The organism is Paraoerskovia marina (assembly GCF_900105445.1).
Classification (GTDB): domain Bacteria; phylum Actinomycetota; class Actinomycetes; order Actinomycetales; family Cellulomonadaceae; genus Paraoerskovia; species Paraoerskovia marina.
Map to the genome: position 1 here is coordinate 1,453,903 of NZ_LT629776.1, position 12,070 is coordinate 1,465,972.

A 12,070-nucleotide genomic window follows, 5' to 3' on the forward strand; every position below is an offset into this window, starting at 1 on the left:
TAATCGAAGATCTAACGATCTTTGGTTTCTGCAATTTTGTTGTTTTGTTGAAGTTTTTAAGGGCACAGGGTGAATGCCTTGGCACTAGGAGCCGAAGAAGGACGTTGTAGCCTGCGATAAGCCTCGGGGAGTTGGCAAACGAACCGTGATCCGAGGATGTCCGAATGGGGAAACCCCGCCACAGTCATGTGTGGTGACCCGCACCTGAATATATAGGGTGTGTGGAGGGAACGCCGGGAAGTGAAACATCTCAGTACCGGCAGGAAGAGATATTCCGTGAGTAGTGGCGAGCGAAAGCGGATGAGGCCAAACCGTTCGTGTGTGATAGCTGTCAGGCGTTGCACGTTCGGGGTTGTGGGACCTTTCGGATCTGACTGACATCAGGTCAAGGAGTAAGAAAGTCGCGTGATAGTCGAAGGGCATTGAAAGGCCCGGCACAGAGGGTGCAACCCCCGTAGACGAAATCGCGTGGCCTCCTGAAGGGGATCCCAAGTAGCACGGGGCCCGAGAAATCCCGTGTGAATCCGGCAAGACCACTTGCTAAGCCTAAATACTACCTAGTGACCGATAGCGGACAAGTACCGTGAGGGAAAGGTGAAAAGTACCCCGGGAGGGGAGTGAAATAGTACCTGAAACCGTGTGCCTACAATCCGTCGGAGCCTCCCTAGCAGGGGTGACGGCGTGCCTTTTGAAGAATGAGCCTGCGAGTTAGTGCTCAGTGGCGAGGTTAACCCGTGTGGGGAAGCCGTAGCGAAAGCGAGTCCGAATAGGGCGACCATAGTCGCTGGGTCTAGACCCGAAGCGAAGTGATCTAGCCATGGGCAGGTTGAAGCGCGGGTAAGACCGCGTGGAGGACCGAACCCACCAGGGTTGAAAACCTGGGGGATGACCTGTGGTTAGGGGTGAAAGGCCAATCAAACTTCGTGATAGCTGGTTCTCCCCGAAATGCATTTAGGTGCAGCGTCACGTGTTTCTTACCGGAGGTAGAGCTACTGGATGGCTAATGGGCCTCACCAGGTTACTGACGTCAGCCAAACTCCGAATGCCGGTAAGTGAGAGCGTGGCAGTGAGACTGCGGGGGATAAGCTCCGTAGTCGAGAGGGAAACAGCCCAGACCACCAGCTAAGGCCCCTAAGCGTGTGCTAAGTGGGAAAGGATGTGGAGTTGCACAGACAACCAGGAGGTTGGCTTAGAAGCAGCCACCCTTGAAAGAGTGCGTAATAGCTCACTGGTCAAGTGATTCCGCGCCGACAATGTAGCGGGGCTCAAGTACACCGCCGAAGCTGTGGCATTCACACATTCGCCAGGCCTTCGTGGTCCAGGCGTGTGGATGGGTAGGGGAGCGTCGTGTGGGCAGTGAAGTCGCGGAGGAATCCAGCGGTGGAGCCCACACGAGTGAGAATGCAGGCATGAGTAGCGAAAGACGGGTGAGAAACCCGTCCGCCGAATGATCAAGGGTTCCAGGGCCAGGCTAATCCGCCCTGGGTAAGTCGGGACCTAAGGCGAGGCCGACAGGCGTAGTCGATGGACAAGGAGTTGATATTCTCCTACCGGCGAAGAACCGCCCATACCGAACTGAGTGATGCTAACCGCCCAAACCTCCACACCGACCCTTCGGGGTCATCGTGGCGGGGCGCGCGGGACCCGAGCTCGTACTAGGTAAGCGTATTAACAGGGGTGACGCAGGAAGGTAGTTGCGCGTGGCGATGGTTGTCCACGTCTAAGGTCGTAGGGTGTCCGGTAGGCAAATCCGCCGGGCGTGAGCCTGAGAACTGATGGTGAGCACGTATGTGCGAAAGCGATGATCCTATGCTGCCAAGAAAAGCCTCGACGCGAGGTTCTAGCCGCCCGTACCCCAAACCGACTCAGGTGATCAGGTAGAGAATACTAAGGCGATCGAGAGAATCGTGGTTAAGGAACTCGGCAAAATGCCCCCGTAACTTCGGGAGAAGGGGGGCCTGAAACGTCAACCCACTAGCTGGGCGAAGCGTGGAGGGCCGCAGAGACCAGGGAGAAGCGACTGTTTACTAAAAACACAGGTCCGTGCTAAGTCGCAAGACGATGTATACGGACTGACGCCTGCCCGGTGCTGGAAGGTTAAGAGGACGGGTCAGCACTTCGGTGCGAAGCTCAGAATTTAAGCCCCAGTAAACGGCGGTGGTAACTATAACCATCCTAAGGTAGCGAAATTCCTTGTCGGGTAAGTTCCGACCTGCACGAATGGCGTAACGACTTCTCCGCTGTCTCAACCGCGAACTCGGCGAAATTGCACTACGAGTAAAGATGCTCGTTACGCGCAGCAGGACGGAAAGACCCCGGGACCTTTACTATAGCTTGATATTGGTGTTCGGTGCGGCTTGTGTAGGATAGGTGGGAGACTGTGAAACCCGTGCGCCAGCACGGGCGGAGTCAACGTTGAAATACCACTCTGGTCGCTCTGGATTCCTAACCTCGGTCCGTAATCCGGATCAGGGACAGTGTCTGGTGGGTAGTTTAACTGGGGCGGTTGCCTCCCAAAATGTAACGGAGGCGCTCAAAGGTTCCCTCAGCCTGGTTGGCAATCAGGTGTCGAGTGCAAGTGCACAAGGGAGCTTGACTGTGAGACTGACAAGTCGAGCAGGGACGAAAGTCGGAACTAGTGATCCGGCGGTGGCTTGTGGAAGCGCCGTCGCTCAACGGATAAAAGGTACCCCGGGGATAACAGGCTGATCTTGCCCAAGAGTCCATATCGACGGCATGGTTTGGCACCTCGATGTCGGCTCGTCGCATCCTGGGGCTGGAGTAGGTCCCAAGGGTTGGGCTGTTCGCCCATTAAAGCGGTACGCGAGCTGGGTTTAGAACGTCGTGAGACAGTTCGGTCCCTATCCGCTGCGCGCGCAGGAAACTTGAGAAGGGCTGTCCCTAGTACGAGAGGACCGGGACGGACGAACCTCTGGTATGCCAGTTGTCACGCCAGTGGCACGGCTGGTTAGCTACGTTCGGAAGGGATAACCGCTGAAAGCATCTAAGCGGGAAGCCTGCTTCAAGATGAGGTTTCCACACCCCACGGGGTGGAAGGCACCCAGCCAGAACACTGGGTCGATAGGCCGGACGTGGAAGGCAGGACTAAAGACTGCCGCAGCTGACCGGTACTAATCAGCCAACAACTTCACAACCCAACACTTCAATGCTTGCGTCCACTATGCGGTTCCCGAGACACGGGCACCACCAACCCCCACCCGCACACACGCGGACAACCCGGGGGAAGGAAACCCAACATCTCCATAGAGTTACGGCGGTCACAGCGAAGGGGAAACGCCCGGTCCCATTCCGAACCCGGAAGCTAAGCCCTTCAGCGCCGATGGTACTGCCCTGGGAACGGGGTGGGAGAGTAGGACACCGCCGGACAACCATTCACCAAAGGCCCACCCCAACCGGGGTGGGCCTTTGGCATACCCCCACGCCGTCATCTTGGTGGTGCCCGATGCTCTAGGCTCGAGCGGTCGATCGCCCCCAGAGGAGAGTCTGCATGCCCACACATGCCCGCCCGTCGGACCGTGGCCCGCGCCGCGCCGGCTCGGTTGCTTTGAACGTCGTCCGTGGCGGCCTGATGGGGACTGCTGAGACCGTCCCGGGAGTCAGTGGCGGCACGATCGCGCTGATGGTGGGTGTGTACGAGGATCTTCTGACCTCGGCCGGTCACCTGCTCTCGGGACTGCGGATCGCCGCGACCGACGGAGTCCGTGGCCGCGGCCTCGACAGGGCGCGAGAAGACCTCGACCGTGTCCGCTGGGACATCCTCCTTCCGCTCGGCGTCGGCATGGCGATCGCGCTTGTCGTGATGTCAGGAGTGATGGAGGAGGTCGTCACCGAGCACCCCTTCGAGATGAACGCACTCTTCTTCGGTCTGGTGCTCGCCTCGCTCTGGGTGCCGTACTCTTTGTCCGCCGCAGCGGAACCACGCCCCCGGGGCCGTTCCCGTTGGAGCTGGAAGGACGGAGCAGCCGCTGTCGCGGGAGCCGTCGTCGCGCTCGTCGTCGTCGGTCTGCCGGCGGGGGAGGTCGAGCCGACCCCCGTCGTCATCGTCGTCTCGGCGTTCATCGCCGTCACCGCACTGGTTCTCCCAGGACTGTCGGGTTCTTTCCTGCTGCTGACGATGGGGCTGTACGAGTCGACCCTCGGGGCGGTCAACGATCGCGATCTCGGCTACCTCGCACTCTTCGCGCTCGGGGCCGTCCTCGGGCTGGCGTCGATCGTGAAGCTCCTTCAGTGGCTGCTGGAGCACCGTCGACGCGTCACGCTCGCCGTCCTGACAGGTGTCATGGCGGGCAGTCTCCGTGCACTCTGGCCGTGGCAGGACGACGACCGCGGCCTGCAGGCGCCGTCAGAGGACCTCGGAACGGCTGTCGCCTTCGCGGCCGCCGGCTTCGTGGTCGTCGTCGCGCTCATCGTCCTCGAGCGTGTCATCGTCGCCCGGACCGCGTCCACGAGCTGACGCTCCGCCTGGCCGGCGATCGACCGGACAGGCTCTCTCACGCCTCACCCGGGTGGCGAGCGCCCACAGGAGGAGGGCCACCGAGCCGACTGCCAGGATCGGCTGTACGGGCTCAAACCATGCGGCGGCGCCGCTGTACCCGAGCGCCAGCAGCACGAGCTTGTCGCAGACCGGGCACCCGACGGCGAAGAAGGTCACGGTGGCGCCGACCAGACCGCGGCGGTCGGCGGTTCCGTCGACGGCCGGTGGGGGGAGCGACGTAGGTGGCGGCCAACAGTCCGGTGAGCGTCGCACTGGCCACGAGCGCGGGCCACACCCACGACGTCGGAGGGATCTCCCGTCCGAACCACGGCGTGTCGATCAGGTCGGTCGGTATGCCGATCACGAGGACGGTGAGGAGTGCGGTCGCGGTCGCGGTCCACCACCGGCGCGCCGACCACGAAGCAACCTCTCTCCACAGTGGCGGAGACGGCGAGGTGAGCGTGGTCGTGGCCTTGGGGTCCATCGCGCCAGGGTACCCCCTGGGGTATACGGGCAGGAAGTGCTCGACCGGTCGTCGTGGTGTCGCGGGCACGCCCTAGACTGTTCTCATGTCCACCATCTCCCGTGACGAGGTCGCGCGCGTCGCGGCGCTCGCCCGCATCGACCTGAGCCCCGACGAGGTGACGCGCCTGGCCGGTGAGCTCGACGTCATCGTCGACGCGATCGCCCAGGTCAGTGCGGTCGCGACGCCCGAGGTTCCCGCGACGAGCCACCCCCTGCCCCTGACGAACGTCTACCGCGAGGACGTGCCCGAGCCGGCGCTTCCGGTCGAGGACGTGCTGGCGGGTGCCCCCGAGGCGCTCGACGGCCGTTTCCTCGTCCCGCAGATCCTGGGGGAGGACTGATGACCGACCTGACGCGTCTGACGGCCGCGGAGATGGCCGCACGTCTGTCGGCGGGGACCGTGACGAGCGTCGATCTGACGCAGGCACACCTGGATCGCATCGCCGCGGTCGACGGTGACGTCCACGCCTACCTCCACGTCAACGCCGAGGAGGCTCTCACCACCGCCCGCGACGTCGACGCACGTCGTGCCGCGGGCGAGGACCTGCACCCGCTCGCCGGGGTGCCGATCGCGATCAAGGACGTCGTCGTCACGCAGGGCATCCCGACGACCGCTGGCTCGAAGATCCTCGAGGGCTGGGTTCCGCCCTACGACGCGACGCTCGTCGAGCGCGTCCGTGCCGCCGGCATGCCGATCCTGGGCAAGACGAACATGGACGAGTTCGCCATGGGGTCCTCGACCGAGCACTCGGCCTACGGGCCGACGCGCAACCCCTGGGACCTCACCCGGATCCCGGGCGGTTCGGGCGGGGGTTCGGCGGCCGCGGTCGCCGCTTTCGCGGCGCCGCTCGCCGTGGGCACCGACACCGGTGGGTCGATCCGTCAGCCTGGTGCGGTCACCGGGACGGTCGGTGTGAAGCCGACCTACGGGGGCATCTCGCGCTACGGGCTCATCGCCATGGCGTCGTCGCTCGACCAGGCAGGGCCGGTCACCCGGACGGTGCTCGACTCCGCGCTGCTGCACGAGCTGCTCGGCGGTCACGACCCGCGCGACTCGACCTCCATCCCCGAGGCCGTCCCGCCGGTCGTCGACGCCGCACGCCAGGGCGCGTCGGGCGACCTCGCCGGGGTGCGGATCGGCGTCGTGAAGGAGCTGAGCGGAGACGGCTACCAGGCCGGTGTCAGTGCGCGCTTCGAGGAGTCGCTCGAGGTGCTGCGCGGTCTGGGCGCAGAGATCGTCGAGGTCTCGTGCCCGAACTTCGAGTACGCGCTCGGCGCGTACTACCTGATCATGCCGGCGGAGGCGTCGAGCAACCTCGCGAAGTTCGACGGCATGCGGTTCGGTCTGCGGGTCGAGCCCGACGAGGGGCCCGTCACGGCCGAACGTGTCATGTCGGCGACTCGTGGCGCCGGGTTCGGCGACGAGGTCAAGCGCCGCGTCATCCTGGGTACCTATGCGCTCTCGGCGGGCTACTACGACGCGTACTACGGCAGCGCGCAGAAGGTCCGCACCCTGATCCAGCGGGACTTCGACGCGGCGTTCGAGCAGGTCGACGTCCTGGTCTCGCCGACGGCACCGACCACGGCGTTCGAGCTGGGTTCCAAGCTCGACGACCCGCTGGCGATGTACCTGAACGACATCGCGACGATCCCCGCCAACCTCGCAGGGGTTCCGGGCATGTCGCTGCCGAACGGCGTGTCCGACGACGGGCTCCCGGTCGGATTCCAGATCCTCGCACCCGCGAAGCAGGACCACCGGATGTACCGGGTCGGAGCCGCGCTGGAGACGGCGTTGGAGAAGTCATGGGGTGGCCCGCTCCTTGAGCAGGCCCCCGAGCTGGAGGAGAAGGCATGAGCGCCGCAGTTGATCTCGTTCCGTTCGAGGAGGCGCTGAAGCGCTACGACCCGGTCATCGGGCTCGAGGTGCACGTCGAGCTCGGAACTCGCACGAAGATGTTCTGCCCGGCGGAGGTCGAGTTCGGTGGTGAGCCGAACACCCAGGTCACCCCGGTCTCGCTCGGCCTTCCCGGCGCGCTCCCGGTCGTGAACCGGACCGCGGTCGAGTCGGCGATCAAGATCGGTCTCGCGCTCAACTGCCAGATCGCCGAGAGTTGCCGGTTCGCGCGGAAGAACTACTTCTACCCGGACAACCCGAAGAACTTCCAGACGTCGCAGTACGACGAGCCGATCGCCTTCGACGGCTGGCTGGACGTCGAGCTGGAGGACGGAGAGATCTTCCGCGTGGAGATCGAGCGCGCGCACATGGAGGAGGACGCGGGCAAGAACACGCACGTCGGTGGGACGGGCGGCCGGATCCAGGGCGCCGAGTACTCGCTCGTCGACTACAACCGTGCCGGCATCCCGCTCGTCGAGATCGTGACGCGGCCCATCACGGGCGCGGGGGAGCGGGCGCCCGAGGTCGCGCGAGCCTACGTGCACGCGTTGCGCGACATCTTCCGGACGCTCGACGTCTCGGAGGCGCGGATGGAGCGCGGCAACGTACGTGCGGACGTCAACCTGTCGCTGCGCCCCACGCCCGACTCCCCGTTGGGCACCCGGACCGAGACCAAGAACGTCAACTCGTTCCGCTCGATCGAGCGCGCGGTGCGCTACGAGGTGTCGCGCCAGGCGGCCGTGCTGGACACGTCGGGCACGATCGTCCAGGAGACGCGCCACTGGCACGAGGACACCTCGAGCACTTCGTCGGGACGTCCCAAGTCGGACGCCGAGGACTACCGCTACTTCCCGGAGCCCGACCTGGTCCCCGTCGCGCCGAGCCGCGACTGGGTCGAAGAGCTGCGGGCAGCTCTGCCCGAGCTGCCCGCCGAGCGACGTCGTCGGCTCCACGCCGAGTGGGGATACGCCGATGCAGAGATGCGTGACGTCGTCAACGCGGGAGCGCTCGATCTGATCGAGGCGACCGTGGCCGCCGGGACGAGTGCCGCCGGCGCCCGCAAGTGGTGGATGGGTGAGCTCGCCCGCAAGGCCAAGTCCGACGAGGTCGAGCTGGCCGACCTGCCCGTGACCCCGGCGCAGATCTCCGAGCTGCAGGGACTCGTCGACTCGGGTCGGATCAACGACAAGCTGGCCCGGCAGGCGCTCGAGGGCGTCCTCGCCGGCGAGGGTGACCCGACCGCCGTGGTCCAGGCCCGGGGGCTCGAGGTCGTCTCGGACGACGGTCCGCTCCTCGAGGCGATCGACGCCGCGCTCGCCGCGCAGCCGGACATCGCCGACAAGATCCGTGGTGGCAACCTCGGACCGGTGGGGGCGATCATCGGTGCCGTGATGAAGGCGACGCGCGGCCAGGCAGACGCGGGCCGCGTGCGCGAGCTCGTCCTCGAACGAGTGAGCTGAACGGACGATGAGGGGAGTCGCGGTATGACACGGGGGCCTTCGGTGCAGGCGGAGATGGTTCGTCTCCGGCCGATCGAACCGCGAGACGCCGATCGCATGTGGGAGTCCGTCCAGGACCCCGACACGATGCGCCAGACCGGGCGGACACGAGTCTTTGAGCGCCAGGAGATCGACTCTTGGTGCGCCGAGGTCTCGGACATGCCCGGTCGGTTCGACTGGGCGATCACGCCCGGGGCCATCCGGGACGGCGAGCCGGTCAGTGACGAGATGATCGGCGAGATCACCCTCGACAAGATCGACGAGGACGTCCGGTCCGCGAACATCCACATGCTGATGCTCCCGAACTACCGTGGGCGCGGGTACGGCAGCGAGGCGATCTATCAGGTGCTGAAGTTCGCGTTCTCCCCCGAGGGGGCGGACCTGCACCGGGTGGGTCTCGACGTCCTCGCGATCAACCCGCGCGCCGTGATGCTGTACGAGAGCCTCGGATTCCGCGAGGAGGGGCGACTACGCGACGCGTACCGGGACGGTGACGGGTGGTGCGACGGCATCGTCATGAGCATCCTCTCGGATGAGTTCGACGCCATGGAGTAGGCGCAGGGACCGGTCCGCCTGCTACCCGTCGCGCCGTGCGAAGTCCTCGAGCGTCCGTTCGCGCTCGTGCGCGTGGTCGACCATGCGTTCGGGGTAGGCCGGAAGGGCCGGGTCCGGGGCCGCGAACAGGTCGTCCGGAACCTTCCACGGCTCGTGGGCCGACTTCCCGGAGAGGTGGCGCAGCTCGGGGACCCATCGCCGCACGTACGTGCCGTCCGGGTCGAACTTCAGCCCCTGGGTCACGGGGTTGAACACCCGGAAGTACGGGGCGGCGTCCCGCCCGGTGCCGGCGACCCACTGCCAGTTGAGCTGGTTCTGCGCGACGTCGCCGTCGACGAGGTGCCGCATGAAGTGCTCTGCTCCGCGCTGCCACCGCACGTGCAGGTCCTTGACCAGGAACGAGGCCACGACCATGCGGAGCCGGTTGTGCATGCGTCCGGTCGCGAGGAGCTCGCGCATCCCGGCGTCGACGAACGGGAACCCGGTGGTGCCGGTGGCCCAGCGTTCGAGGGCCTCCGACTCCTCGGTTCCCGTGGCCCACGCGTCGTCCGGCACGACACGCTTGAGCGAGCGCGTGCGGGCCGACGGGTGGTGGAACAGGACGTCGGCGTGGAAGTCGCGCCACGCGAGCTGCCGGCGATATGCCGCGACCACCTCCGGAGGAGCAGTGTTCGCGTCGAGCTGCGCGAGATCCCGGAGCATCGTGCGCGGGTGGATCTCGCCCCACTTCAGCGCGGTCGAGAGCCCCGACGTCGCACGACCCGGGACGTCGCGGTCCTCGACGTAGTGGACGAGCTCGTCGGCGAGGAAGTCGTGCCACCGTCCGAGGGCGGCCTTCTCGCCGGCCGGGGGAAGATCCGCAGAGGTCTCGGGCGGCTCGGGCAGCGGGTCGCTGCGCACGTCGGCCCACGGGGAGTCCTGGGGAGCGGCGGCCGGGGCGCGCCACCCGTGATCGAGCCAGGCACGGTGGAACGGTGTGAAGACCTGATACGGGTCGCCGTCGGACTTGCGCACGCGTCCGGGGGAGACGGCATAGGGCGACCCGACCGGGCGGAGCTCGGCCCGAAGGTCGCCGAGGCGCGCTGCGACCTGCTCGTCCCGACGCCGTCCGTACGGTTCGAGGGCCGCGGTCACGTACACCGCCTCGGCGTCGAGCTCGGCGACGAGGGCGGGGACCACCTCGGAGGGGTCGCCCAGGCGGACGACGAGCGCGCCGCCGAGAGCCTCGTCCAGCCGGGCGAGGCTTCGGGCGAGGTGCGAGCGGCGCGGTACCCCGGCCGTCGCCCAGAGCGCGGGATCGAGGACGAAGAGCGGGACGACGTCGGACGCCGCGTCACGGGCTGCGTCCGACGCCGCGGCGAGGGCAGGGTTGTCCGCGACACGCAGGTCTCGACGGAACCAGTGCAACGTCGTCATGCGGTCACGGTACGGCCTCCACGCGAACCTCACAGAAGTCTCGCGCGACGTGCCCTCAGCGCCCGCGCAGTCGCCTCACAGGAATGGCATGATCGCCTTCATGACGGACGACCGCCCCGCGCGAGGCACGACCGGCGCGGAGCCGGACGAGCCGACTTTCTTCGGCCACCCCCGTGGTCTGATGACGCTGTTCACCACGGAGATGTGGGAGCGGTTCAGCTACTACGGGATGCGCGCCATCCTGCTGTACTACCTCACGGACACGGCGGCGAACGGCGGCCTCGGGCTCGACGACGCCACCGGCCTCGCGTTCGTGTCGATCTACGGCACCTCGGTGTACCTGCTGACGATCGTGGGCGGGTGGCTCGCGGACCGCGTCATCGGTGCACGGCGTGCCGTCCTGTACGGCGGTGTGATCATCGCGGCGGGCCACGTCCTGCTGACCATCCCCGGGGTCGGGTTCTCGATGTCGGGAATCGCGTTCGTCGCGCTCGGCACGGGTCTGCTCAAGCCGAACGTCTCGTCGATGGTCGGCGACCTCTACGCGCGCGACGACGACCGCCGCAACGCCGCGTTCACGATCTTCTACATGGGGATCAACATCGGCTCCCTGACGGCGCCGTTCCTCGTCGGCTGGGTGCGCGAGTGGGGCGGGTACCACGCCGGGTTCTCGGTCGCCGCGATCGGCATGGCCATCGCGCTCGTCTTCTACGTCGCCGGCGGAAGGCTACTGCGCGACGCCGGGAAGGACGTCCCGAACCCGATCACCCGTGACGAGGCGCCCGCGCTGGTCCGCGGTGGGCTCCTGCTCCTGCTGGCCGTCGCCGTCGCGATGCTCCTGGGGACGTGGGCAGGTGGTGGCTGGTCGATCGACGCGTTCATCGACGGGATGTCGTACCTCGCGTTCGCCGCGCCGATCTTCTACCTGACGCTGATGTACCGCTCGCCGAAGGTCGAGGACTACGAGCGGCCGCGAGTCCTCGCATACGTCCCGCTGTTCGTCGCCGCCACGTTTTTCTGGATGATCTTCGAGCAGGCGGCGACCACGCTGTCGGAGTTCGCCAAGGACAGCACCGACCTGACGTTCCTCGGCACCGAGGTGAACCCGGAGTTCTTCCAGTCGGTCAATCCCGCGAGCATCATCATCCTCGCCCCGTTGTTCGCGTGGTTCTGGAAGAAGACCAAGGACCAGCCCCCGACGGCCTACAAGTTCGTCATCGGCCTGACCTTCGCGGGACTCTCGTTCCTCTGGCTGGCCGGGGTCATCGTGGTCATGGACGGGGCTGACGCCCCGGCCTGGACGCTGGCGATGGTGTACGTGATCCAGACCCTCGGCGAGCTGTGCCTGTCTCCGGTGGGTCTGGCCGCGACGACCCTGCTCGCGCCGAAGGCGTTCCGCAACCAGGCGATGGCGCTCTGGTTCCTTGCGCCGGCGGCGGGCCAGGCGATCACCGCCCAGCTCGTCCAGGCGACCGAGGGGGCGAGCCAGGTCGCGTACTTCGGGTGGACCGGACTTGTCGCGGTCGGTGTCGCCGTCGTGCTGCTCTTCCTCTCGCCGTGGATCACGCGACACATCCGGCACGCCGATGCGCTGGAGGCCAAGCGGTCCGACGGTGGCGACGAGGCTCCGTCCGCTTTGTGAGCGCAGTGTCCGCCGAATGGCGAGACGGACGTAGGCTCTGCGAG

Annotated in this window: 7 protein-coding genes and 2 rRNA genes; 8 read left to right on the forward strand and 1 reads right to left on the reverse strand. The window is 66.2% G+C overall.

The window, feature by feature from the left end; translation table 11 throughout:
• Nucleotides 1-45: 45 nt before the first annotated feature.
• From BLU20_RS06450 to BLU20_RS06485, 7 genes are all read left to right on the forward strand, one after another.
• A 23S ribosomal RNA gene (locus BLU20_RS06450) occupies nt 46-3,155 on the forward strand.
• 115 nt (nt 3,156-3,270) lie between these two features.
• Nucleotides 3,271-3,387 (forward strand): 5S ribosomal RNA (rrf, locus tag BLU20_RS06455).
• Nucleotides 3,388-3,508: 121 nt separating this feature from the next.
• Nucleotides 3,509-4,474, forward strand: coding sequence for a DUF368 domain-containing protein (locus BLU20_RS06460; protein ID WP_052367152.1), 966 nt, complete (start codon nt 3,509-3,511; stop codon nt 4,472-4,474).
• A 590-nt stretch (nt 4,475-5,064) separates the two neighbouring features.
• A complete protein-coding gene (gatC, locus tag BLU20_RS06470; RefSeq protein ID WP_029253708.1) occupies nt 5,065-5,361 on the forward strand; it encodes an Asp-tRNA(Asn)/Glu-tRNA(Gln) amidotransferase subunit GatC in 297 nt (98 codons plus the stop codon).
• Entirely contained in the window at nt 5,361-6,875 is a 1,515-nt protein-coding gene (gatA, locus tag BLU20_RS06475) for an Asp-tRNA(Asn)/Glu-tRNA(Gln) amidotransferase subunit GatA (protein WP_083372012.1), read from the forward strand. Before gatC ends, gatA begins: the two co-directional genes overlap by 1 nt.
• The gene (gene gatB / locus BLU20_RS06480; protein ID WP_083372013.1) at nt 6,872-8,374 is read left to right on the forward strand and encodes an Asp-tRNA(Asn)/Glu-tRNA(Gln) amidotransferase subunit GatB; all 1,503 of its coding nucleotides are present in this window, start codon (nt 6,872-6,874) and stop codon (nt 8,372-8,374) included. The genes gatA and gatB overlap by 4 nt, the downstream gene beginning before the upstream one ends.
• Nucleotides 8,375-8,428: 54 nt before the next feature.
• Complete coding sequence (locus BLU20_RS06485; protein ID WP_331713079.1) at nt 8,429-8,968, forward strand: GNAT family N-acetyltransferase; 540 nt, start codon at nt 8,429-8,431, stop codon at nt 8,966-8,968.
• A 21-nt stretch (nt 8,969-8,989) separates the two neighbouring features.
• Here BLU20_RS06485 and BLU20_RS06490 read toward each other — a convergent pair whose 3' ends face one another.
• Entirely contained in the window at nt 8,990-10,384 is a 1,395-nt protein-coding gene (locus BLU20_RS06490; protein ID WP_083372015.1) for a cryptochrome/photolyase family protein, read from the reverse strand.
• Nucleotides 10,385-10,484: 100 nt separating this feature from the next.
• On the opposite strand from BLU20_RS06490, the gene BLU20_RS06495 reads away from it, so the two are divergent.
• Entirely contained in the window at nt 10,485-12,026 is a 1,542-nt protein-coding gene (locus BLU20_RS06495) for a peptide MFS transporter (RefSeq protein ID WP_197675424.1), read from the forward strand.
• The last annotated feature ends 44 nt before the right edge of the window (nt 12,027-12,070 follow it).

What these genes read in the sequence shown, in the direction of transcription:
- BLU20_RS06460 (WP_052367152.1), top strand. Translation starts at nt 3,509, where the DNA reads ATGCCCACACATGCCCGCCCGTCGGACCGTGGCCCGCGCCGCGCCGGC.
- gatB (WP_083372013.1), top strand. Translation starts at nt 6,872, where the DNA reads ATGAGCGCCGCAGTTGATCTCGTTCCGTTCGAGGAGGCGCTGAAGCGC.
- gatC (WP_029253708.1), top strand. Translation starts at nt 5,065, where the DNA reads ATGTCCACCATCTCCCGTGACGAGGTCGCGCGCGTCGCGGCGCTCGCC.
- BLU20_RS06490 (WP_083372015.1), bottom strand. Translation starts at nt 10,384, where the DNA reads ATGACGACGTTGCACTGGTTCCGTCGAGACCTGCGTGTCGCGGACAAC.
- BLU20_RS06495 (WP_197675424.1), top strand. Translation starts at nt 10,485, where the DNA reads ATGACGGACGACCGCCCCGCGCGAGGCACGACCGGCGCGGAGCCGGAC.
- BLU20_RS06485 (WP_331713079.1), top strand. Translation starts at nt 8,429, where the DNA reads ATGGTTCGTCTCCGGCCGATCGAACCGCGAGACGCCGATCGCATGTGG.
- gatA (WP_083372012.1), top strand. Translation starts at nt 5,361, where the DNA reads ATGACCGACCTGACGCGTCTGACGGCCGCGGAGATGGCCGCACGTCTG.